The organism is Antarcticibacterium sp. 1MA-6-2 (assembly GCF_021535135.1).
In the GTDB taxonomy this organism is placed as follows: Bacteria; Bacteroidota; Bacteroidia; order Flavobacteriales; family Flavobacteriaceae; genus Gillisia.
Genome location: NZ_CP091036.1, coordinates 3,248,222 through 3,272,744, shown reverse-complemented (window position 1 = coordinate 3,272,744; position 24,523 = coordinate 3,248,222). Strand labels below are relative to the sequence as shown.

At 40.3% G+C, this 24,523-nt stretch carries 15 protein-coding genes and 9 pseudogenes; 7 read left to right on the top strand and 17 right to left on the bottom strand.

Annotated features, from left to right (window positions below):
• Positions 1-18: 18 nt before the first annotated feature.
• The 5 genes and pseudogenes from pdeM to LZ575_RS16705 all read right to left on the bottom strand — a co-directional run bounded on the left by pdeM (position 19) and on the right by LZ575_RS16705 (position 7,104).
• Complete coding sequence (gene pdeM, locus LZ575_RS16725) at positions 19-654, bottom strand: ligase-associated DNA damage response endonuclease PdeM (protein WP_235325806.1); 636 nt, start codon at positions 652-654, stop codon at positions 19-21.
• Between the two features lie 9 nt (positions 655-663).
• A pseudogene (locus tag LZ575_RS16720) lies at positions 664-3,153 on the bottom strand (ligase-associated DNA damage response DEXH box helicase).
• A gap of 579 nt (positions 3,154-3,732) precedes the next feature.
• The gene (locus tag LZ575_RS16715) at positions 3,733-4,107 is read right to left on the bottom strand and encodes an endonuclease domain-containing protein (RefSeq protein ID WP_235325804.1); all 375 of its coding nucleotides are present in this window, start codon (positions 4,105-4,107) and stop codon (positions 3,733-3,735) included.
• 234 nt (positions 4,108-4,341) lie between these two features.
• Positions 4,342-5,947, bottom strand: a pseudogene (locus LZ575_RS16710) (ATP-dependent DNA ligase).
• A gap of 85 nt (positions 5,948-6,032) precedes the next feature.
• Positions 6,033-7,104 (bottom strand): annotated as a pseudogene (locus tag LZ575_RS16705) (ligase-associated DNA damage response exonuclease).
• Between the two features lie 151 nt (positions 7,105-7,255).
• On the opposite strand from LZ575_RS16705, the gene LZ575_RS16700 reads away from it, so the two are divergent.
• The gene (locus tag LZ575_RS16700) at positions 7,256-7,681 is read left to right on the top strand and encodes a TerB family tellurite resistance protein (protein WP_235325802.1); all 426 of its coding nucleotides are present in this window, start codon (positions 7,256-7,258) and stop codon (positions 7,679-7,681) included.
• On the opposite strand, the pseudogene fbp reads toward LZ575_RS16700, so the two are convergent.
• Positions 7,682-8,693 (bottom strand): annotated as a pseudogene (fbp, locus tag LZ575_RS16695) (class 1 fructose-bisphosphatase). It abuts the gene before it with no gap.
• Between the two features lie 117 nt (positions 8,694-8,810).
• On the opposite strand from fbp, the pseudogene LZ575_RS16690 reads away from it, so the two are divergent.
• The 6 genes and pseudogenes from LZ575_RS16690 to LZ575_RS16665 all read left to right on the top strand — a co-directional run bounded on the left by LZ575_RS16690 (position 8,811) and on the right by LZ575_RS16665 (position 13,899).
• Positions 8,811-9,294, top strand: a pseudogene (locus LZ575_RS16690) (GNAT family N-acetyltransferase).
• Positions 9,295-9,364: 70 nt separating this feature from the next.
• Positions 9,365-9,838, top strand: a complete 474-nt coding sequence (locus tag LZ575_RS16685; protein ID WP_235325800.1) for a GNAT family N-acetyltransferase — start codon at positions 9,365-9,367, stop codon at positions 9,836-9,838.
• 1 nt (position 9,839) lies between these two features.
• Positions 9,840-11,092 (top strand): annotated as a pseudogene (locus LZ575_RS16680) (aspartate kinase).
• Positions 11,093-11,154: 62 nt separating this feature from the next.
• Positions 11,155-12,956 (top strand): annotated as a pseudogene (locus tag LZ575_RS16675) (GNAT family N-acyltransferase).
• 90 nt (positions 12,957-13,046) lie between these two features.
• Positions 13,047-13,691 (top strand): SDR family oxidoreductase, encoded by a 645-nt coding sequence (locus LZ575_RS16670; protein WP_235325798.1) that lies wholly within the window; start codon positions 13,047-13,049, stop codon positions 13,689-13,691.
• Positions 13,692-13,701: 10 nt separating this feature from the next.
• Entirely contained in the window at positions 13,702-13,899 is a 198-nt protein-coding gene (locus LZ575_RS16665; protein WP_235325796.1) for a YwbE family protein, read from the top strand.
• A gap of 178 nt (positions 13,900-14,077) precedes the next feature.
• Here LZ575_RS16665 and LZ575_RS16660 read toward each other — a convergent pair whose 3' ends face one another.
• The 11 genes and pseudogenes from LZ575_RS16660 to LZ575_RS16610 form a co-directional block, all read right to left on the bottom strand.
• Positions 14,078-14,254: a hypothetical protein gene (locus tag LZ575_RS16660; protein WP_235325794.1), complete on the bottom strand. Its 177-nt coding sequence runs from the start codon at positions 14,252-14,254 to the stop codon at positions 14,078-14,080.
• A 500-nt stretch (positions 14,255-14,754) separates the two neighbouring features.
• Positions 14,755-15,709 (bottom strand): annotated as a pseudogene (locus LZ575_RS16655) (2-hydroxyacid dehydrogenase).
• A gap of 3 nt (positions 15,710-15,712) precedes the next feature.
• Positions 15,713-16,084, bottom strand: a complete 372-nt coding sequence (locus LZ575_RS16650; protein ID WP_235325792.1) for a cupin domain-containing protein — start codon at positions 16,082-16,084, stop codon at positions 15,713-15,715.
• A 114-nt stretch (positions 16,085-16,198) separates the two neighbouring features.
• Positions 16,199-17,551: a magnesium transporter gene (gene mgtE / locus LZ575_RS16645; protein WP_235325790.1), complete on the bottom strand. Its 1,353-nt coding sequence runs from the start codon at positions 17,549-17,551 to the stop codon at positions 16,199-16,201.
• Positions 17,535-18,368 (bottom strand): 16S rRNA (adenine(1518)-N(6)/adenine(1519)-N(6))-dimethyltransferase RsmA, encoded by an 834-nt coding sequence (rsmA, locus tag LZ575_RS16640; RefSeq protein ID WP_235325788.1) that lies wholly within the window; start codon positions 18,366-18,368, stop codon positions 17,535-17,537. The genes mgtE and rsmA overlap by 17 nt, the downstream gene beginning before the upstream one ends.
• A gap of 80 nt (positions 18,369-18,448) precedes the next feature.
• Entirely contained in the window at positions 18,449-18,763 is a 315-nt protein-coding gene (locus tag LZ575_RS16635) for a DUF4286 family protein (protein WP_235325786.1), read from the bottom strand.
• Between the two features lie 259 nt (positions 18,764-19,022).
• Positions 19,023-20,171 carry a tetratricopeptide repeat protein gene (locus LZ575_RS16630; protein WP_235325784.1) on the bottom strand — a complete coding sequence of 383 codons (1,149 nt, stop codon included), beginning with the start codon at positions 20,169-20,171 and terminating at the stop codon, positions 19,023-19,025.
• 48 nt (positions 20,172-20,219) lie between these two features.
• A complete protein-coding gene (locus LZ575_RS16625) occupies positions 20,220-20,807 on the bottom strand; it encodes a lipopolysaccharide assembly protein LapB (RefSeq protein WP_235325782.1) in 588 nt (195 codons plus the stop codon).
• Positions 20,808-20,865: 58 nt separating this feature from the next.
• Complete coding sequence (serS, locus tag LZ575_RS16620) at positions 20,866-22,125, bottom strand: serine--tRNA ligase (protein ID WP_235325780.1); 1,260 nt, start codon at positions 22,123-22,125, stop codon at positions 20,866-20,868.
• A gap of 147 nt (positions 22,126-22,272) precedes the next feature.
• Complete coding sequence (locus LZ575_RS16615) at positions 22,273-23,592, bottom strand: HTTM domain-containing protein (RefSeq protein ID WP_235325778.1); 1,320 nt, start codon at positions 23,590-23,592, stop codon at positions 22,273-22,275.
• A pseudogene (locus LZ575_RS16610) lies at positions 23,582-24,521 on the bottom strand (bifunctional riboflavin kinase/FAD synthetase). Before LZ575_RS16610 ends, LZ575_RS16615 begins: the two are co-directional and overlap by 11 nt.
• Positions 24,522-24,523: the final 2 nt, after the last annotated feature.

The window sequence follows — 24,523 nt, the reverse complement described above, 5'->3', positions numbered from 1 at the left end:
TTATGGAATATTTATAATTTAAGAGACCAGGATAACTTCCTTTTTAGTTATCGCAAAGATTTGATCATCGGCCGCAGGAGATATCCAGAAATTACCAGTAAATTCTCCAAAAGCAGGCATAATAAGTTGCCTGTCCATTTTATGGAAACAAGGTAGCCCGAGAGATTGCCTGCCCCGTCCTCTTAACTTAAAACCGGGATGTAAATGACCGCAGATGTTGAAATGCTCTTCCCTTATTTCAGGGTGATGGGTAAGCAAAATTCCATTAAGTGAAATTTCAGAATAAATTTTAATTCCTAACTGCTCGTATTTATTTTCTGAAATTATATCGTGATTTCCTGCTATCAAAATAACTTTCGCAGATTGTTCTTCAATCCACGCGGCAAAGAGATCCCATTCTGCATTGAGGGAACTGTGGAACAAATCTCCCATAAACAGCAGGTTCACCGGATTAAAATATTCAACAGCTGCAGTAAGTCTTCTAAAATTTTCGGCAATGGCTTTTTGTGGAACAGCACTGCCAAATTTCCTGAAATGTGAGATCTTCCCCAGGTGCACATCACTTATAAGCAGCGCCTCCTGCTCTTCCCAGAACATGGCTCCGCTCGGGTGCAGGGAGAAATTTTGACCATTAATTTGCAGCTTTTCCGTCACTCTGCAAATCTAATCTTTTTCCAATTGTTCCAGCATACGTTTAATGCGATCTTCCAGTTTTTCTGAAGATAATTTATCTCTCAACCTGTCGGTAATAATTGGAAAAGCAAATGGGGTTGGCTTTTTACAAGGCATCCATTTTATAGTTTGATGTGCTATTCTTTCCAGCGCCAACCTAAGCCTTCCTTCCTCCAGTTGATGTTCAAACGTTTCTCTGTAAGCCTGAAGAAATAAAAGATTATCCGGCTCATAATCCCTGAATACACTGAAAAGCAATTGGGAATTGGACTGTAGATGTTTTGTTTTGATCAATTTATTTGGATATCCGGTAAAAACAAGTCCTGCAATAACAGCAATATCCCTAAACTTCCTTCTTGCCATCTCTGTGGAATTCAAACTTTTCTGAAGGTCATCCATCAGGTAAGCTGAAGTAAACAAATCATTATCCAGCACCTGCTGCATATCAAATTCCTGGTCGCTCAACAGTTCGAATCCGTAATCGTTAAAGGCCAAACTGAAAGAAATGGGAGTAAGCAGACTTATCCTGTAAGCAAAAAGACTTGCCAGCGCCTCGTGCACCAGCTAACCTTCAAAAGGATAAAACAATGCGTGGTATCCTTCCCGGGTTTTAAATGTTTCAATCAAAAATTCGTCTTTCCCCGGGACTATTGATTCCTTTTGTTGACGCTCCAAAATAGGTCTTAGGGCAACTAACTCCGGAGATTTCTTCCAGTCTGTAACCAACCCGCTATCGACCGATGCTTTTGCTTCGTACATTTCCTTTCTCAACAGTTCACTCATTTGAGCAGAAAAGGTCATCCTGCCACCCATCCAGCTGGGAACTTTTGCATTTTTTTCGGAGATTTCCTCACCAGCACCTGCATGTGTTTGATCTTTATCAGCTCTAAAGTTTTACTTAAGCAAAGGTGAAGGAATCCCCGGGATTTAATTTCGATATGAACCATTCTTCTATAGTACCAATATAACCACCTAAGCAAGATATTTCACACTCAACATAGCATCACTCACAATAGTACCAATTTGTAACCTGTGCCTCATCGCTACCCCACGATCATTTACTTTAAACCTGCCATCTTCTTCAATTTCTACTTTTTTATACTCGTCGTAAGCCTGCAGACTCTGGCTACCTTTGGTTATAAAGTTGAGGATCCATCGCCATTGATCTTCGGAAATATCGCGGTAACAGAAGGTGGATTTCACCTCCGGATAAATTTCTGCCGGAAAAAATCCGTTAGACACAGCCAGGGTTGTGAGATATTGAACCAGAACATCAAAACTCAACAAGTACGGAATTCTGTCTTCCACCACGGTTTCCGTAACCGCCTTTTGCAAAGCCGAAGCTTCTATTAATTCAATGGCATGAGTCGGCAGAAAATAGATCACACTCTCCTTGCCTGGTTGATGGCCGCTCCTCCCGGCGCGCTGGATAAAACGGGCCACTCCTTTCGGCCCACCAATCTGAATAATTGTTTCAACAGGGGCAAAATCGACTCCCAAATCAAGACTGGAAGTACACACCACAGCTTTTAAGGTTTCATCTCTTATCGCGTGCTCCACCCAAAGACGGGTTTCCTTATTAATACTCCCGTGGTGCATCGCCAGTTCTCCCGCAAACTCCGGATAATTATTAATAAGCTTCTGAAACCAAATTTCACATTGGGAGCGGGTATTGGTGAACAACAGGGTAGTTCTGGAATTACGGATTATCGGTACAACCTCATCAATTAAATGCATTCCTAAATGACCCCGCCACGGAAATCTTTCCATCTTCTCCGGAATAATTGATCTAACCGTGATCTTCTTTTTAATATCTGCTCTAATTAATTCTGAATTGAAAAAAGCTTCTGAATCAGGACCTAATAATACTTCCCGTGCCTCCTGCAGATTTCCTATTGTAGCAGAAATTCCCCAAATCTTCAGATCCTTAGAAACAGTTTTAAGCCTCGACAGCCCCAGCTCCACCTGTACCCCGCGTTTTGTCCCCAACAGTTCATGCCATTCATCAATAACAATAGCATTTAAATTTTTAAAAGTTTTGTCATAGTCTTTAGCAGCAAGAAGAAGCTGCAGACTTTCGGGAGTGGTGATCAAAAGATCTGGCATTTGTTTCTTTTGAGCAGCTCTTTCTTTTTGGGAAGTATCTCCCGACCTGATGCCAACAGTAAGCTCTGTACCCATTTCTTCTGCAAACCGGGAAGCGGCCTGTTCAATTTCCACAGAAAGTGCCCGCAACGGAGTAATCCAAACCGCTTTTAATCCTTTAGGCTTTTTAGTTTTATAATCGGGATTCTTCCTGATGTAATCCAGCACGATGGGGATCCAGAGTGCATAAGTTTTTCCGCTTCCGGTAGGAGCGTTAAGTAATCCGTTTTTTCCTTTTAAAAATGCCTCCCAGGTCTGTTTTTGAAAAGCAAAGGGTTTCCAGGATTGGTTCTTAAACCAATTATGTGCAAGTTTTAAAAGTTCTTTTTGGTTCATTTAATTTTTCAAAAGTTCCCCTCCTTGTTTTAAGGAGGGGTGGCCTATGCCGGGGTGGGTCAGTGTTCCGGGGATGTTTTTATTTCTTCGTTTATTTACTGAAATTAGCGTTTTATAATTGGCAATTAAATCTATCCAAAAATCTTTTTTAACCCTTCCGTCTTAATCGGTTTGATAATCCTGCACTGAAAACGCTTATCTACCGATTAATCCACCTTCCCTTAAAAAAAGGGAAGGAGCCCTTTTTAATTTAATTCATAGCAAGAGAATCAAAAGCTCCCCTCCTTATTTTAAGAAGGGGTGGCCGCAGGCCAGGGTGGTTCAGTGTTACAATCATAATTTTATCTCTAAAATCTTCCGCCAAAGCCTCAACCCTTCCGTCTTAATTTGTGTTGTTAATCCTGAACTGAAAACGCTTATCTCCCGATTAATCCACCTTCCCTTAAAAAAAGGGAAGGAGCCCTTTTTAATATAATCTATTAAAACAGAGGAAGAAGCTCCCCTCCTTTTTTTAAGGAGGGGTGGCCGCAGGCCGGGGTGGTTAACTTTTACAATTTATCTCACTTACCCAAGCCAAGATCATTCATTATCCTTCTCCCTAAAAATATTCGTTATCTCCATCAAAACCGAATCCAAATTTTCAAATACCATCTTGTTTTCAAACCTCAGCACAGTAAATCCCATTGCCTCCAGCTCCTTTTCTCTTCTCCTGTCTTTTTCCTCTGCTAAAGCATTTAGATGCACCTGTCCATCAAGTTCAATTATTAATCTTTCCATAGGACAGTAAAAATCTACAATAAAACTTTTGATACTGTGTTGCCGCCTGAATTTTCTTCCTTCCAGTTTTTGGTGCTGAAGTTCTTTCCATAAAAATGCCTCAGCCGAAGTCATTTCTTTCCGGAGTTCTTTTCTAAAAGGTTTTAAGTTCTTTTTATTGTGTATAGGTTCTTTCATTTTAAGCTATAGTACATCTTATCACCACATATTTAGAAATATTGGAATATATCAGGAAACCCTTCCGTCTTAATCGGTGTTGTTAATCTTACAATAATCACGTTTATCTACCGATTAATCCACCTTCCCTTAAAAAAAGGGAAGGAGCCCTTTTCAATGTAATCCATAAAAACTGAGTAAAAAGCTCCCCTCCTTATTTTAAGGAGGGGTGACCGCAGGCCGGGGTGGTAAACCTCAAGCTCCCGGCACTTTAATCAATGTCTTTAAATCTTCCAGAGTATTGGCGTCTTCAATCTTTTTGTCCTTCCTCCACCTCAAAATTCGTGGAAACCTTGTTGCTACTCCACTTTTATGTCTTCCGGATTCTGCTATTCCTTCAAAGGCTATTTCAAAAACATGGTGTGGAACTACACTCCTCACAGGACCAAATCTTTCAAGAGTGTTCTTTTTGATCCAGGCATCAACCTTTCTGAATTCTTCATCTGTGAGTCCGCTGTAGGCTTTTGCGAAGGTCACCAGTTCTTTCTTCTCCTCATCCCATAATCCAAATGTGTAGTCTGTAAATAGATTGCTTCTCCTTCCGTGGCCGCGCATTGCATACGTTAGGACAGCATCAATAGTGAGTGGAGCAACTTTCCACTTCCACCAGTCTCCTTTCTTCCTGCCCACCAGGTAAGGGGAATCAAGTTTTTTCAGCATTAGACCTTCAGACCTTTCTTCTCTCGCCCGGTCTCTTTCTTCCTGCAACTTTATCCCAGCTGTTGAAGGAAATAGTTTCAGAAATGTGTAGCGGAAAACCTTCTGCAGCAACTTCAGAATAAAGCTTTTTTAGAATATCCCTTCTTTCAGCATAAGCCCTATCCCGAATATCCTTTCCATCCCATTCCAAAATATCGTAGGCTTTTAAAATAACCGGAGTTTTATTTAGCAAAGCTTTTGAAATATTCTTACGGCCAATCCTGGTTTGCAGATCGTTGAAGGTCCCTATTTCTCCTTCTATAAATGGAAGTATCTCCCCGTCTATCACAGTTCCATTGGGAATAGCAAACTTAAAAACATCAAATTCCGGATATTTATCTGTCACCAGTTCTTCTCCACGACTCCACACAAAAAGTTCATCATTGCGAATGATAACCTGGGATCTAATGCCATCCCATTTATGTTCTGCAGCCCAGTCCTTCACGTCTCCAAGAGCAGTAACGTCATCTTCAATAGCGTAAGCCAAATAGAAAGGGTATGGCTTGGAAAGGTAATCCTCCTCGTTTTCTTCCAGGATCAACTGTTTAAAGCTGATGCTATTAGGATCCCAATTCCCCATTAACTTATAAGCAAGAATATCCTCTTCTATTCCGGTCGATTTCGATAGTGCCCTCGTCATTAATTTCTGACTCACTCCTATTCTGAAACTTCCCGTAATTAATTTGCTGAAAACGAATCGCTCATAGTAATTTAAATGTGTCCAATTCTCAAATAAATATTCTTTTTTATCTTCTTCAGATTTTGACTTGAGAGCCAGTATTTCTTCACAAAATTGCGTCAGGCTTTTTTCTGAATTTGCTTCGGAAACAGGAATAATAAGTGCGATTGTTTCAGCCAAATCTCCCACGATATGGTAAGAATCCTCAAACAGCCAAAGCGGAATATTTGCCAGTTCTGATGCCCAGTGGCGAAGCAGCGTAGTATTTACGGGTCGCGGCGGACGGCGGTGAGATAAAATGGCAATGGCCCATACCTTATCTTTATCTGTTGCTTCCTTGAAATATTCACTAAGCGCTTCTACCTTTAGATTTGTTTTATTAGTGCTGTCCAGGCTCCGGATCAATTCTGCAAAAGCAGCCATTCCCGCGGTTTGGGGTTTTTTTTGATTGTTATCTTTTTCGAGGTTTTCCATTAGTAGTATGCTTCTTCCGAAGATTAAAGCGGAATTACTTCGGACTTTTTATTTTTATAGAAGCACTTTCCTCATCAGGAACTACTTCTCCCGTACTCTCAGCTCTTGCTTCCATTTCACCCAGTTCTCCTTCGTATTGGGTTTCCTCTGTACGTGCATCAATTCCCTGCTCACAAAGGTATTTTGAAAAAATATCTGTGTACCCATGGGTGCAGATTACCTTTTCGCATCCTGTTTCTTTGATGGCTTTTAGCAGTCCCTGCCAATCACAATGATCGCTGAGAACAAACCCTTTATCAATAGCTCTCCTGCGCCGCGCACCCCGAAAGGTCATCCAGCCACTGGCCGAAGCTGTTACATAAGGCACCATTTTTCGCAACCACGGCGTACCATGAGCACTGGGTGGAGCTAGAACCATACTGCCTTTCAATTCTTCCTTTGTAGTATCTCTGGTGACCCGAATAGTTTCCGGAAAATCCATTAACGGCCTTAGGACTTCGGTCATATTTTCTACCGCACCATGGGTATAGATCTTTCCAATAGATGGATCCAAATGTTTAAGCAGACGCTGGGCTTTCCCCAGAGTGTAGCCAAAAAGAATAGAAGTGCGGCCGTCATCTTTGTTTTCCTGCCACCATTCGTTTATTTCGGTCATCACCTGTTGCTGTGGCAGCCATTTAAAGGCAGGTAAACCAAAAGTGCATTCAGTAATAAACGAATGACATTTTACCTAGCTCATATGGAACTGCCACTCCATCATCTTCCATTTTATAATCCCCGGTAAAAACCCATACTTCCCCTTTATACTCAACTCTAATTTGTGAAGAACCAATAATATGCCCCGCAGGATGTAAGGAAAATTTCACTCCATTAATAGTAAAACTTTCATTCCACTCTTTTCCTGCCACCTGGATATCCCCCAGACGGTGCTTGATAATTGGAACGTTAGAATGGTGGGTAATATATTTTTTGTGACCCCAGCGGGAATGATCGGCATGGCCATGGGAAATAATAGCATTTTCTACAGGTTTCCATGGATCCAGGTATACCTTAGCCCGATCACAGTAAATTCCTTTTTCATTAAATGCCAGTAAAGGAGGGGTCATTTTGTTCTAATTTGTTAGATGAAGTTAGGGATTTCGCTTAAGGCACTAAAGGGATTAAGAAAAGATTAGCGAATGCAACATTGGGATTTTAGCGGGAAAATCTCATTTTTTTCCAGTCAGCATTATATATTTGTACTATAAAATTAGAAACATGTCATTTTCAGATCTTTTTGGCTCGGGAGAGCATTTACGCAACTTAGGACACTTTGCATCAATAGTTAATATGGCCACAATTGATGGTGAGATAAATGAACATGAGCAAAAGGTTCTTGAACGGTTTGCGCGTAAACTTGATATTAGTGAAGATGAATATACAAGGGTACTTGAAAATCCAAAAGCCTTTCCTATTCACCCCACTAATTCTTCTGAAAGGCGCCTGGAAAGACTACACGATCTTTTTGTAATAGTTTTCTCTGATCATGATATTGATAATGAGGAGAAAGATCTAATTAAAAGGTATGCAATAGGACTGGGATTTTCTTCAGAATCTGCAGAAGCTGTAATTAACAGGTCTCTTCAGATATTTCAGGGGCAGTTAAGTTTTGATGATTATAAATACCTGGTGAACAAAAAATAATTACTCCTCATACTTCGCCATAAATTCTTCAGCTTTTTCTACCATTGTGGTACTTCCGCAGAAGAAAGGAACACGTTGATGAAGCTCATCGGGTTTCATTTCCAGAATTCTGGAAAAACCATTCGATGCTTTTCCACCTGCCTGTTCTACGATAAAAGCCATTGGATTGCATTCGTACAGAAGTCTTAGTTTTCCATTTGTAGCGGTGGAACTTTTTGGATAAATAAAAATTCCTCCTTTAATCATATTCCGGTGGATATCGCTTACCATGGATCCAATATATCTGGAAGTATACGGCTAAGTCCTCCTTTTCCTCCTGGCAATATTTAATATAGTCTTTCACCCCCTGGGGAAAATGAACGTAATTACCCTCGTTAATGGAATATATATTTCCCACCTCAGGAAATTTCATATCCGGGTGCGATAAATACCAGGAACCAAGGGCGGGATTGAGTGTAAAGCCATTAACTCCATTTCCTGTTGTGTAAACCAGCATTGTGGAAGTACCGTAAATAATATAACCCGCTGCTACCTGGTTGTTTCCCGCCTGCAGAAAATCCTCCAGTTGAACAGGAGTGCCAATTGGCGTTACCCGGCGATAAATAGAAAAAATAGTACCTACAGAGACATTAACGTCAATATTTGAACTCCCGTCCAGGGGATCCATTAAGACCACATACTTGTTTTTATGATCTCCCTTTTGACCGGAAATGGTTATGAAACTGTCATTTTCTTCGGAAGCAATCCCACAAACTATTTCCCGGTTCGTAAGAGTTTGAATAAAAGTTTCATTAGCCATTACGTCCAGCTTTTGCTGATCTTCCCCCTGAATGTTGGTCTCACCGTGGGCACCAATTATATCTACAAGCCCTGCTTTGTTTACTTCGTGATTTACCACTTTGGCAGCTAATCGTATAGAATTGATCAATCGTGAGAGTTCTCCCGAAGAGTAGGCAAAGTCAGCCTGATTTTCAATTATAAATTCCCCTAAGGTCTGGTTTCTTTTGGCCATAAAATTCTAAATCTTCTTTTAAAGGCGGTAAAAATATTCAAATAATTATGTTACTACAACGATTGCGTAAGAATTATAAGTTTAAGGTTCCTTATTTTTGAAACAATTAACACAACTATGGAACATAGAATTAGAAAAGCCGAAAAAGAAGACATTACTCAAATCCTGGAACTCATTAAGGAACTGGCAATTTTTGAAAAAGAACCCGAAGCTGTAGAGGTAGATATTCAACAACTGGAAAAAGAAGGTTTTGGGGAGCATCCCCTTTTTACCTGTTTTGTTGCCGAAGTTGCAGGGCGTATAGAAGGAATGGCTTTGGTCTATTTTCGATTCTCCACCTGGAAGGGCCGTACAGTACATTTGGAAGACCTCATCGTAAGGGAAAATATGCGAGGCACCTAGCCTGGGAGGTGCATTATATAAAAGAGTAATAGAATATGCCGTGGAGCAGGGAGTAAAAAGAACAGAATGGGTTGTATTGGACTGGAATGAGCATGCCATAAAATTTTATGAACGAAGTGGTGCAACCGTAATGCGGGATTGGCATACTGTACAAATGAATGAAAAAGGTATGAAAAACTATTTGGCTGAAGTTAAATAAATGTTTAGCCATCCCCGGGTTGCTGCCTTCCGCTAAAAGATGGGTAAATTTGTAGGAAATCAATTGAATTATGGAGTTTACAATAAGAGAAGCAGAAAGAAAGGATATGCCGGAAGTCCTGGAGCTAATAAAGGAACTGGCTGCCTATGAAAATGCATCAGATGAAGTGCAGATTGAAGTGGCCGATCTTGAGAAAGAAGGTTTTGACCAGTGCAATTTCAAATGTTTTGTAGCTGATGTTAATGGGAAACTGGAAGGAATGGCTTTAGTGTATTTCCGGTTTTCTACCTGGAAAGGACGAACGGTACACCTGGAAGACTTAATCGTAAGGGAATCCATGAGAGGGACTGGTCTTGGAGGTGCTCTTTATCGCAAAGTGGTAGAATATGCCCATGAGAATGGAGTACGACGTGTAGAATGGGTTGTTTCTGAAGGGAATAAGAATGCAATTCAGTTTTACGAAAATACGGGAGCAGATATTAAGAGAAACTGGTATACAGTTCATATGGATGAAGCCGTCATTCAAAAAAACATTAAGAAGTAAAATGGAGGTATTTAAATTTGGAGGAGCATCAGTTAAAGATGCTCCTTCAGTTAAAAATGTTTTAAAGGTACTTCGTCATACAGGTCTTCGGGATAAACTTGTGGTAGTTTCGGCAATGGGAAAAATGACCAATGCTTTTGAGGTAATTGTAGCAAAGTATCTGGAAAATTTATCCATTCCAAAAGAGAGTCTTTCAGCAGTAAAAAATTACCATAGTGAGATTATTGCAGAATTATTTGAAGATCCTGATAAAACCTTTTTTAAAATAGATGAACTATTTGGGGAACTGGAGAATTTTATGGAACATAATAAATCTACACAGTATCATTTTGTGTATGACCAAATTGTGAGCTATGGGGAATTGGTTTCCACCTCCATTTTAAGTGATTTTTTAGAGGCTCAGGGAATAGAGCACGAATGGCTGGATGCCCGAAAACTGGTTAAAACCGACAGTACGTACCGGGATGCTACTGTAAATTGGTTGGAGACCCAGCAAGGTATTCTACAAAAAGTTAGACCAAATAAATTATATATCACCCAGGGATTTATTGGGGCTGATGCCAATAATTTCACTACAACTTTGGGCAGGGAAGGAAGTGATTATACAGCAGCTATTTTTGCATATTGTCTCAATGCTGAAAGAGTGGTGATTTGGAAAGACGTTCCCGGTGTTTTAAATGCTGATCCCAGGGTATTTGAAAATTCACAATTATTGCACCAGATATCCTATGAGGAGGCTATAGAACTTGCCTTTTATGGAGCATCTGTAATACATCCTAAAACATTACAGCCTCTTCAAAGAAAAGAAATTCCGCTTTTTGTAAAATCATTTCTCAATCCGGAAGGTGAAGGGACAGCAGTAAGTAAAGGACAGGCTTTAATCCCCGCTGTTCCATGTTTTATTGTTAAGAAAAATCAGGTTTTAATCTCTCTTTCCTCTCTGGATTTTTCGTTTATGGTGGAGGAGAACCTTAGTGAAATTTTTAGGCTTTTTCATCTTTACCAAATGAAGGTAGACCTCATCCAGAATTCTGCTATTAGTTTTACTGTGTGCGTGGACAACCTAGGTTTAATAATCTGGATAAGTTAATTATGCACCTTAAGGCAAGATATAAAGTAGATTTTGTTGAAGGAGTTTCTCTTTATACGATCAGGCATTTTGATGATTCTGCAAAAGAACTTCTGGAAAAAGACAAAGATATTCTCGTTAAACAGGTGATGCAGAACACGGTACAGTTGGTTTCCCGCAACTAATCCTACATGTCAGGAAAAAACTGTAAATTTTATCTTTGTTATCAATCATTAAACAAAATTTCATGGGTATAGTTTCGGCAAAAGAAGTAGCTAAAGTAATGAACCTGGAAAAGTTTGGTACTGTTGGCACCTCTCTGGGCTGGATCATTCTGCAAACTACCCGTCTTTCTGTTATCAACAAAGAATATGAAAAAAGGAAAAACCTTAATGGTCAGGATTTTATCAAGTCCATCTTAAAGAGGTTTGAGATAGAATTTGAAATACCTGAAAAAGATTTAAAAAGAATACCCAAATCGGGACCTTTTATTACCATTTCAAACCATCCCCTTGGAGGGATTGATGGAATGATACTATTGAAAACTGTTCTTGAGCAAAGGGAAGATTACAAGGTAATAGCCAACTTTCTATTGCAAAGGCTTGACCCTTTAAAGCCATACATTATGCTTAGGTTAATCCCTTTGAGGAGCACAAGGAGGCAAAATCCAGCCTGGCGGGGATTAAAGAAGCTATTACACATTTAAAAGATGGTCACGCCTTGGGTATCTTTCCTGCAGGGGAAGTTTCTACTTACAGGGATGAGAGAAATATTGTGGACCGTCCCTGGGAACGGGTGCAATGAAGCTTATTCAAAAAGCTAACGTTCCTGTTATTCCAATATATTTCCATGCCAGAAATAGTGTTTTCTTCTACAGGCTTGCGGGATTGAGCGGGGTTCTACGTACAGCTAAATTGCCCAGTGAAATGCTCTCTCAAAGAAGGAGAAAAATCAAGGTGAGAATAGGCAACGCTATTTCTCCTGAAGAGTTGCAGGCACATCCCAACCTCGAAGCTTTTACTGCTTTTCTCCGAAGGAAAACTTACATGCTTGCCAATACTTTTGAGCGCAAGAGGTTAATAGATAACCTGCCAAAGACATTAAACATCCCAAAGAAGCCTAAAGACATTGCTTAGCGAAACAGAGCAGGAATTAATTGAGGCTGAGATTGAAACCTGTCGCCATTTGGACAAACGTCTTTTAGAAAGTAAAAATTATGAAGTCTTCCTGGCAAAAAAGGAAATAGTACCAAATATTATTAAGGAAATCGGCAGGCTTCGCGAGATAACTTTTCGTGCGATTGGTGAGGGAACTAATAATTCTATTGATCTGGATAAATTTGATGATTATTATTACCATATGTTTTTGTGGGATAACGATGCCAAAAAGGTAGCGGGGGCTTATAGAATGGGAATGGGTTCTGAAATCTTCAGAAAATACGGGATTGACGGGTTCTATCTACAGGACCTTTTCAGGTTTGAACCCGAACTACATAAAATGATGAGCCAGTCCATTGAGATGGGAAGGGCCTTTATTGTAAAGGAATATCAGCAGCGGCCAATGCCGTTGTTCTTACTGTGGAAAGGCATCGTTCACTGTACCCTCAGATTTCCGGAGCACAAATATTTAATTGGAGGAGTGACCATTAGTGACAAATTCTCCAACTTCTCCAAATCTCTGATGATCGAGTTTATGAGGTCTAACTTTTATGACCAGGAAGTAGCTCAATACGTAAGACCGAAAAAAGAATTTAAGGTGAAACTGCGGGACGAGGATAAGGATTTAGTAATGGACTCGAGCGAAGCCGATCTCAACAAATTTGATAAGATTATAGATGAACTGGAGCCGGATAGCTTACGTCTTCCTGTACTTATTAAAAAGTATATTAAGCAAAATGCCCGCGTTATTGCATTCAATGTCGACCCGTTGTTCAACAATGCTGTTGACGGACTTATGTACATCAAAATAGCTGATCTTCCTGAAAGTACAGTAAAACCTGTAATGGAAGAATTTCAAAAGGAGCTGGAACAAAAGGCTGCAGAACACTAAAACCGCTGTTAATTTCGTGTTATTCTGCCTGTCAATTTAGGCTTTGTAGGAGATCCTTCTTATATTTTCCTGAAACGCAATTTGAGAGACATGGAAAAAATATTAATTATAGGAGCAACCGGAAGCACAGGAAAAAGAGTAATTGAAATTCTTAAAAGCTCACAAAGTTTTGAACCTGTTGCGATGATTCGGAAGAAGGAACAGCAGGAAATGTTTGATGATATGGAAGTTCAATGGGTTATGGGAGATCTCGAGCAGGAGGTGGATCAGGCTTTTAAAGGTGTTGATAAGGTTATTTTTGCAGCAGGCTCTGGTGGGGAAACAGGAGAAGACAAAACTATAGCCGTAGATCAGGAAGGCGCCATGAAGGTTATCGATGCCGCCAAAAAAGCAAATGTGAAAAAGTTTGTGATGCTGAGTGCTATGGGAGCAGATGATCCCTCTCAACACGAAAAGCTGAAAGTTTATCTGGAGGCTAAACACAAAGCAGACGAGCACCTTAAGAATAGCGGAATCCCGTTTACTATCCTCCGTCCGGGAGCATTAACTGACGATTTAGGACTTGCCAAAGTTAAACTGGCAGAAAAGCTGAATGAGACAGGGGAAATTTCCCGTGATGATGTTGCTTTCCTTCTTGTGATGAGCCTTGCAGATCCTTTGGTGAAGAACAAAGTCATTGAAGCACTTGAAGGTAAAGAATCCATTAAAACTGCAATTATAGAAGCCAGTAGATAATTTCTTAAGTATGATACCAACTAGAAAAGATATTCATCCCGGCAGTCACGTAAGAATTGTTCAAAAGCATGATCAACGACCGGGAATGCTCACCGAAGGTGTGGTGAGAGAAATTCTTACCAACTCCCCTATTCATCCACACGGGATTAAAGTGAGACTGGAGACGGGAGAAGTGGGAAGAGTGCAACAAGTGATTGGGGTGGCGTAAATTTAACATATCAGACCGCTGCGCTGGTAGAAAAGAGAGGAAAGAGAAGAGACAAACGATTTTGCAATCTAACCAAAGTTAAAAATCCGGACAATTGGTCTCTTTTGTCATTCGGGGCGTAGTGAAGAATCTTACCTGCCATAGTCTCAAACTCGAAAGGGAAAAACGAGGAAAAACCCTAAGCCATAACCAGGAAGGTCCTTCCGCAGAAATGTTCAGGAATAGAAGAATGTTCATCCAACGCAAGAGATTCTTCCGAACCCGCTCGTAGCGGCTTCTTCAGAATGACAACATTACGTCTTTTGTAAATCAGAACAAAGTGAAGGATCCCCGACAACATTGTCTCTTTTGTCATTCTGAACGAAGTGAAGAATCTTACTTACCATTGCCTCAAACTAAAAGGGAGAAATGAGCAAGAACGTTCAGTCATACCAGAAAATCCTTCCGCAGAACTGTTCAGGATAAGAAGAAGGTTCATCCAACGCAAGAGATTCTTCCGAACCCGCTCGTAGCGGCTTCTTCAGAATGACAACATTACGTCTTTTGTAAATCAGAACAAAGTGAAGATTCCCGAACAACTAGTCTTTTCTCAATCAGAACAAAGTGAAGGGATCCCTAACAATATGGTCTCTTTTGTCATTCTGAACGTAGTGAAGAATCTTACCTGCCATAGCCTCAAACTAAAAGGGAGAAATGAGCAAGAACGTTCAGTCATACAAGATCCTTCCGCAGAACTGTTCAGGAATAAAAGAATGTTCATCTAACGCAAGAGATTCTTCCGAACCCGCTCGTAGCGGCTTCTTCAGAATGACAACTCTAGTAAGAGAAATCATCTCAATACTCAATACTGAAATCTCACTTCTCAGTACTATACCCAAACTTCCCAATAATCTTATCTGCAATTGTCAACGCGAGTTTTTTGTGGGATTCAATTGTCCAACCTGCCACGTGCGGACTAAACATTACGTTATCCAGAAGCATTAGTTCCTGGAGCGCTTCAGGTAGATGTTTTTTGGAAAATAACTGTTCGAAGGAACTCTTTTCATACTCCAGTACATCAAGGCTAAGCGCCAAGAACTTTGCCTTCTATGAGTGCCTGCACAAGATCTGAAGTCACTACACTTTTTCCCCTGGCGGTGTTAAGAAGCCAAAAGGGTTTTTGAAATCCACTGATAAAGGTGGAATTTATCATCTTATTCGTCTGTGGCGTCCAGGGAGTATGAAGACTCACCACTTCTGCTTTATCTTTAAATTCCGGAAGATCTACCTGCCTCGCATTTTCATCGCCAACTCCTTCTTTAATGTCATAACACAACACCTCAACTTCAAATCCCCGTAGCTTCTTTGCAAAGGCTTTACCCATATTCCCATATCCAATAATGCCCACTGTTTTTCCGTCCAGTTCAATGCCTCTGTTTGCCTCCCTGTTCCAATGGCCTTCCCGCACTTCCCTATCGGCCTTGTTGAGTTTGTTGAAAAGTGAGAGCAACATACCCAAAGCATGTTCTGCAACAGCATTCCTGTTTCCTTCCGGAGCTGAAAACAAAGCAATTCCTTTTTTTTCAGCATAATCCACATCAATGCTTTCCAGGCCTGCTCCAACTCTGGCAATGAACTTCAAATTAGGCGCTGCATCTAAAAAATCTTTTCCAATATCGAAACGACTTCTAATCACTATTCCATCATACAAATGCTGATTTTCCAGGATATCTTCTACCGAGTGGGTGTAGGCTTCAATATTTTGGTGCCCCGCCTCCTCCAATCTTCGCATTAAAAGAGGGTGGTTACTGTCTGCGTGCAGTATGGTCATGAATTAAATTTTTGGATATTCTGTAACTGTTCTTTCATCCTCAACTTCTCCTGTATGCTTAATACCAATTTTTTCAAAAAGCATCACATAAACTTCCTCATCGTTTTTAGTCATTGGGCAATGTCTCACTCCTTTGGGTACTACAATTATTTCTCCCTGCTCAATTTTTTCAGTTCGATCTTCAAACTTGATGTAAAGTGTTCCCTTTACAACCTGAAATAGCTCGTCTTCCTCATCGTGCTGATGCCAGACAAAATCTCCTTTTAATTTAGCTAACAGTACCTGCATGTTATTGACAACTGCAATTTGATGTGGGTGCCAGTTCTTACTGAATCTTTCGAATTTTTGCTGAATATTTATAGCGGTTGGAGTCAAGGTTGGAAGGGTTTAAGGTTCAAGGTTCAAAAATTCAAAGTTTCTGGTTTCGAATTTCTGGTTTCTGGTTTCTGAAAAAAGCTGGAATTTAAAGTAAGATTGAAAATAATTCGATTAAAATCCGAAGATGAGTTTTGCGATGGAAAAATAGATTAGAATTCCGCAGATGTCGTTACTTGTTGTTATAAATGGTCCTGTCGCCATTGCGGGATCAATTCCCTGTTTATCAAGAATAATAGGAACGAAAGTTCCAATAAGAGAAGCTATAACAATAACAGAAATAAGAGAAATACCTACTGTGATACCAAAAATCGCATCAAAACCCAGCAAATAGGTTGCTCCTATTCCCAAAATAATTGCCAGTACCAGACCATTAAAAAGACTCAGGAGAATTTCTTTAAAAAGCCTGTTTATAAGTGAACCTCTAAGGGTGTCATTTGCAAGACCCTGCAAAACAATGGCAGAGGACTGCACCCCCACGTTTCCCGCCATTGCGGCAATAAGAGGTACAAAGAAAAATAAAGCTCCATACTGTTGCATTGCTGCATCAAAGGTGCCTAAAACCGTGACACTCACAAATCCACCAAACAGAGCCAGGATCAACCAGGGGAGCCGGGCACGGGTGAGCCTCCAGATGCTGGCATCGGCCTCAACATCTTCAGAAATACCTGCCGCCATCTGATAATCTTTTTCCGATTGTTCTCTTATGTAATCTACAATATCATCAATCGTGATCCTGCCTACCAACCTGCCCATCTCATCTACAACCGGGATTGCCTCCAGGTCATATTTCTGCATTATTCTGGCTACTTCATCTCCAGATGTGTGCACATTCACGTAATCCACCTGAGGAATATAAACATCCCTAATATGAGCATTGCTGGGTGCAGTCAAAAGATCTTTTAAAGATAATCGCCCCTTAAGTTTGTTCTTATCATCCACCACATAAATAGAGTGAACACGCGTAACATTTTCGGCCTGATTTCGCATTTCGCTCATACAGCCTGTCACGTTCCAGTTCTCATTCACTTTCACCAGCTCCTTTGCCATCAAACCCCCGGCAGAATCTTCATCAAATCGAAGTAGCTCCACAATGTTTTCGGCATGCTCCTCATCTTCAATTTGAGCAATGACCTCCTGCTGCCTGTCTTCGGAAAGTTCAGAAATAATATCGGCAGCATCATCGGTATCCATATTCTCCAGCTCCTCGGCAATTTCTTTGGGAGAGAGATTTTCCAGGATACGCTCCCGCACGCCTTCCTCCAGCTCCATAAGAGCTTCAGAAGTTTTTTGACTATCGAGCAGTTTTATGATGTACGTGGCGTCATCAAGATCCAGCTCCGTCAGAATTTCAGCAATATCAGCGTGGTGAACTTCCTCCAGGTGCAATAGCAATTCTTCATCGTTCTTTTGTTCGATGAGGAATTCTATTTTCTCAATTAATTCATCACTAAGTTGAAATTGCATACGGTTCAATTTTTAACGTAAGGTCAATAAATTGTTGGGTGCTGAGTTGTTCAGGACGTTGCCCAAAGATAGCATCTTCGCGAAGATTATCTGGCAACTGGAAAATTTTTAAGCTATTTCTAAGAGTTTTTCGCCGTTGCTGAAAAGCTGTTTTCACCACTTTAAAAAGCAATTTTTCATTACAGGGAAGAGAATAATTTTCTTTCCGTTTTAGCCTTATCACTCCGCTCTCTACTTTTGGCGGCGGATTAAAAACTTCAGGGGGAACCGTAAATAAATATGTTACTTCATAGAATGCCTGTGCAAGTACAGATAGAATTCCGTAGGTTTTATTCCCATGAGGTGCTGCAATACGTTGAGCGACTTCTTTTTGGAACATTCCTGAAAATTCAGGAATATCCTCCCGATTCTCAAGGGTTTTAAAAACTATTTGTGTTGAAATATTGTAAGGGAAATTTCCAATGATGGCAAAAGGTGCATCGGGAAAAATGTTTTTTAGATCGTATTTCAGGAAATCCTCCTCGTGGATCTTTCCCGAAAGATCAGGATAATTTTCTTTTAAAAAAGCAACGCTTTCTCTGTCAATCTCGATTACGTGCAGATCTACATCTTTCTTCAGCAAATATTTGGTTAAAACACCCATTCCCGGACCTATTTCCAGTACGTTTTTAAAGCCGGACCAGGTAAGGGAATCAGCTATTTTTTGAGCCACATTTTCATCGGTTAGGAAATGTTGACCCAAATGTTTCTTTGCTCTTACTTCTCCTTCAGCTGCAGGATCATTTTGAGGGGTGTATTTTCCTTTGCTTTTCTTCATTTAAAAATTTTTGAATTTTTGTTTAGGAGGTGCAGAGAATTTTCGAAAACTCTCTTCTCATTCTTATATGCCTGTCTATTCTACTCTTTTTGTTCACTTATAATTTGCATCTCTGTACGAAAGCTCACGAATTTTCCTTCAAAAACTTTGCTCCTGGACCTTAGATCGGCGGCGTCCTCCTCGTAATATTTATGCAGCATCTCTTTGTTGATGCAGGTGTATTGAACGGAATAAGTTACTCCACCCATAGCCTCCTCCACCATTACCCTGGACATAAGCGCTTTAGTAAATTTTTTAGTGCTCAACATGTCAGGAATATGTTCATTCTTCATCCATTCCAGCCACTCTTCGTGAACATCTTCCTGTATATTTGTAGTTACGTTGTATATGTACATTTGTGGGTAATTGTTAATGGTTATTGGTTATTGGTTATTGGTTGTAGGTTGTAGGTTCTAGGTTTCTTTTTTATAAAAATTTTCTTAATCTCTTCTCTCTAAATTTCTTTCCCCCAGATATTACCAGATTTTCTCAACTTCTGATGAGTCAATTTCTCTTTTTCCGATCAAATCTTATTAATAACAATTTATTTCCCGGCTCTTGGCTCTTGGTTCTTGGCTCTTGTTTCTCAAACTCCCCTTTGGGGGCCGGGGGAAACTACTCAATCTCATCTCCCCGCAACTGTCTAAAATTCCTTCTGGCATCCACAAAATAGATACTATCTGGAAAATTAAATATGATCTTCTCGTAAAAATCTCTGGCTTTATCAGGTTCGTTCATCCGGTTGTTATAGAGCTGTGCCAAATTATATGTGGCATTATCAGCAAGAATACTTTTATTATAGAACTGCAATATCTTCAGATAATTCGCTTCAGCATTGTTCCAGTTTTCTTCCTCCTCGTATAATTCAGCCTGCTTCAGCAAAGCATCATCTTCAATTTTATCACCCTTATACTCGTTCAATAGCTCATCTAATAAAATTATAGCTTCTTTATTTTTATTCTGAAAAGCCAGCAGGTCTGCCCGCGCGTATTTTTTTAATGCAGCCTGAGCCGAATCTTCCAAAGTATTGTCCCTAATTAGCAGACTCAGTTCCATCGCATCATTGGCAATTAATTGCGTAGCCGATGCTTTTAAGATATCCAACTGCGATTTTGCCCATTCAAAATCTCCCTTATAGTAACTCGTTTTGGCCACTTTAAACCTGGCTGACTGGGACATTTCATCATTTTTTACCAGATTCTGAATTTGAGAGTAGAAAATAAGAGCCTGATTATATTTCTCGTCGAGAACAAGGATATCGGCAAGTGCCATTTTCACTCTTGCCTGCTCAAAATTAGAGAGGGTTTGATCTGAAAGGTTTCTAAGATCTCTAATGGCGTTTTCAGGCTGCTCAAGTTGAAAAGCCAGGAAATTAGCATAATCTACCTGTAAACCTAATGTTTCCCGACCTCTGCCGAACTGCTCAAATAATTTCTGAAAATCTCTTTGAATTCCCGAATAATCAGATTTTGTAGAGGTGGCCACCTTCATATCGAGCAGGAGTTGATTGGCCTGCAGCAGAATATTCGGCGGCGGGTTTTCACCAATAATAAATTCAACTATATCTTTGGCTGTTTCAAGATCACCTTCAGCTTTTGCCGTAAAAGTTAGCTGAATGATCCTTTGAATATCTCCATTGTTTCTGCGGAAAATTGCTTTCTCCTGGGCAAAGGCTTTGTCATATTCTTTCTGCTGCACATATAGCCAGGCGAGCATTTCGTTAAAAATAAGGTTTTGATTCTTCTGAAGCCTTTGAACGAGCAATTTCCGTAGGACATTATTAGCGGGATTAGTAGCATCCTCCAGTATATACTAGTCAAATTCCCTTACCAGGTTATAACTTATTTCAGGTTCCTTTCCCATTATATCAAGGTAAGAATTGAACATTTCATCCAGTTTTCCCTGCTCTCCATAAATTCTTGCAAGGGGCAGATCAAAGTTCATATCTGAACCTAATTCAGAACCCGATTTATATGCCTGCACCGCATAATCCAGAAGGCTGTATTTTTCAAAGGTGCGGGCAACGGAATAGGTATAATTCGAGTTTTCCTTCAGCATTTCAATTGCGGTGTTGTATTGTTGCTGGGCTTCTTCGGTTTTTTGCTGCAACTCAAAATTATGTCCCAACTCTATATGCATATTGGGGTTGTTCAGGATCTTCTGCATTCTTTCCTTCAGAAGAGCTTCAGCTGCATCAAAATTTTCCATTTCCTGGTATGCAGTAATTAGACCGTAGAAATAGGTAGAATTCCCGGGACTCTCCTGATATAGTTGCTGATAAGTCTTTAAGGCTTTTTCATACTCTCCCTGTTCCAGGTAATTTCGCGCCAGCTGATCGTTCTGGGCAAAATGACTGAAAGTTGTGAAGAGACAAAGGCTTATAAATAGAAAACAGCGCATTTCGTAAAGATAACAAAATGCGCTGTTTCAAATATGTAATTCCTGTTAATCTATAAGATCAAAACCTATTGTATTTCACCAGTACTTCAGGAACTTTTATTCCTTGAGGTGTTTGGTAATTTTCCAGTATTCCTGCCAGAACTCTTGGTAATGCCAGAGCACTCCCATTAAGCGTATGCAGCAATTGTTTGTTACCTTCCCTGTCTTTAAATCTAAGTTTTAACCTGTTAGCCTGGAAAGTCTCAAAGTTTGAAACCGAACTTATTTCCAGCCAGCGATCCTGAGCGGTAGAAAAAACTTCAAAATCATAAGTAAGGGCTGAAGTAAATCCTAAATCGCCGCCGCATAATCTTAAAATACGGTATGGAAGTTTTAATTCCTCAAGCAGGTTTTTGACGTGCTCTACCATTCCTTCCAGGGCAGGATAGGAGTTTTCCGGCTTCTCAATGCGCACCAATTCTACTTTGTCAAATTGATGTAATCTATTTAATCCCCGAACGTGCGATCCATATGAACCTGCTTCCCTTCGGAAACAAGGGGTAAATCCTGAAGCTTTAATTGGAAGATCAGTCTCATTCAAGATCATATCCCTGTACATATTGGTAATCGGGACTTCGGCAGTGGGGATGAGATACAAATCATCTTCGGTGACGTGGTACATTTGCCCCTCTTTATCGGGTAATTGTCCTGTACCAAAACCTGAAGCTTCATTTACCAAAAGTGGCAATTCATATTCGGTATAGCCTGCTTCTCCAGCTTTATCAAGAAAATAGGCAATTAGCGCCCGCTGCAGCCTAGAACCTTTTCCTTTGTAAACAGGAAAGCCAGCTCCGGTGATCTTATTCCCAAGCTCAAAATCTATAATGTCGTATTTTTTTGCAAGTTCCCAGTGTGGCAGGGAACCTTCAGCTAGTTGTGGTATTTCTCCGGAAGAAAAGATTTCTTCATTATCTGCCTCTCCCGCTCCTTCCGGAACAGACTCATGTGGTACATTGGGAATAGTGTATAACAACTGCTCAAGCCTTAGAACAGTATCATTAAGAGTTTCAGAAAGAGTTTTAGAGGATTCCTTCAGCTTAGCCGATTTCTCCTTTAAAACTCCGGCTTTGAGATGTTCCCCCGTCTTAAATAAAAGTCCGATTTCCCTGGAAACCTGGTTTGATTCAGCTAAAGTATCATCAAGTTGCGACTGGGTAGAGCGACGGATTTCGTCCAGCTGTAAAACATCATTTAAAGTGTCTTCAGCATTAAAATTTCTTTTCTTAAGAGCCTTAGTATATGCCTCTTTATTCGCCCGTATATTGTTAACCTGTAACATAAAGCCTACCTGATTTTTAGTGTGGCACAAATGTAACAAAAGCGGGACAAATTATTAGCCTAAAGCTAATCCAGATACATGGGGTATTTTAGACAATCATCAAAGAAATGGCCTGCTTGAAGAGTTTGTCAATATTTTAATGGTCATTTACTCCAATTTTGAAGGTAAGATCCAGTCGTGATGTTTAAAATGTCGCCATTTTTCTGCAGCGAGATCAACTTTGGGGTTAATTAAGGTTTGTGAAGGCCTCCCGTTCACCATTACCTTTGCATTTACAAATACCTGAATATCTTTTCCCTGTTCAGCATATTCTCTTTTTAAGCGATGCGCGAATTGCCAGATCATGTCTGGCTTGCTATTAATGGCCCGCATTTGTTTTTGAGTTAAGTAATCCTGTTTTTTAACATATATAGTATCCGTGGTGCCTTTCTCAACCACCTTAAAGGTGCTGCTCCCACCTTTGCTGCGTAACATCATTCTCCAGCTTAAACGGTGCCCTTCTTCTGTCCATAATACATTATCCTCAAAAAAATGATGTCGAAGCGGTAAAGCGATTTGCACCAGAAACCAACCGGAAAAAAGGAACATAAGCAGGTTTTTATGGGCCGGAACTATAATTTCATTTCCACCATAATATTCTTTTCTTCCCCGCAGAAAGAGGCTGTGGATTGTACGGCTTGAAAAAAAGAAAATTGTAAATGCCAGAGCGAGATAAGGAAAAATGCCAATATGCAGCACAAAACTATTAAAGAGATGGAAAAAGACCGCTGCTATGAAGGCAAATAGCCGCGTTCTTTTCCAAAGAAGCAGAGGTATTACCAGCAGGTCAAAAAAGAAGCCGTACCACACCATGCTTTGATGAACCCAGTTTTGCTGCAGAAACTCTCCTACCAGCCAGTAATCTTTTTTACCCGCCATAAGCAGCCGTGGGAAAGTTCCGTTAAACCAGTCGGGGTATATCTTTGCAATTGCCGCATAGGTATAGACAATAAACAGTTGCAGGACAATAGTTACCCACACCCAACGAGGCATAGATATAGATCTTATTGCCGGATTACGGCGGGCATCAAGAGAGAAACTACGGTGTGCAGGAAAAAATGCCATTAATATACACAACAGCATCAGGAGGTAATAGTGATTGTTATAGGAAGATTTCTGCATAAGATATACAGCCGTCCACATTATACCATACGCTATAATACTTACCCTGTAGCGATATCCCAGCATCACAAAAATCCCGAACATCCCCATAACGGCATAATAATACAACATTCCATTCCCGGGAAGCGGTTGCAGAAATTCAAATCCTATAAAATTAAATGTTTCCTGGGGCTCAATGAGAGTACGTTTTATCCAACCCGTAAAAATGGCTCCAAAAGCTTCAACAGCAATTAAAAATCCAAATAGCACCCGGAAAACTACCAGGGCACTATTGTCGATTCTGGTGAAGAACCACTTATTCAGCATAATTATCTTCAATATATTTTATTGAAAAAGCTTCATCCTGTTTCATCGCTATCTTTAGAGCGTCAACTGTGTCAAATTTCTTCTCATCTCTTATACGGGTAAGCATTTCAATTTGAAGCTTCATTCCATAAAGATTTTTGTCTAAAAAAAAGAAATAGGTTTCAATGGTAAGTTCCTCCCCGCCCACAGTAGGATTGGTGCCGATATTCATCATTCCAAAATACGGGATATCTTCAATAAAGGCACGTACTACATAAACACCGTTCCCGGGGATAAGTTTGTACTCTTCCTCAATCTTTAAATTTGCCGTGGGGTAGCCAAATTTTTTACCTAGTCCTTTTCCTTTAACCACAGTGCCCGTAAGGGTAAATGGATGCTGAAGGTACTAGGTTAGCCTTCTCTACGCGACCTTCAAGAAGAGCATTCCTGATCTTGGTAGAACTTACGGCCACATCCTCAATCTCCTGCTGACTTATCTCCTCAACATCAAAGTTAAATTCTTCTCCAAATTCCTTTAGGGTATTTATATCTGCCGTACGGTTACGGCCAAACCTATGGTCATAGCCTATAATTACTTTCTTTGCGTGCAGTTTATTAACGAGAATGTCGCGCACGAATTCCAGGGCTGTTAAGCGCGAGAAATGATGGGTAAAAGGATGTACTACCAGGTGATCTATTCCCGAACGTTCAAGGATTTGCTTTCGCTCGTCAATAGTATTAATAAGTTTAATATCACTTTCTTTTTGCAACACCATCCTTGGATGAGGGAAAAATGTGAGAATGACAGATTCCAGTTCGCTCATTCGTGCAGTAGCTACGAGGCGCTCAATGATTTTCTGGTGTCCGGCGTGAACTCCATCAAAGGTGCCAATGGTTATAACCGTAGGGTGATCGCTGGTAAAAGCGTAAGCTCCTTTATGTTCTTTCAAGT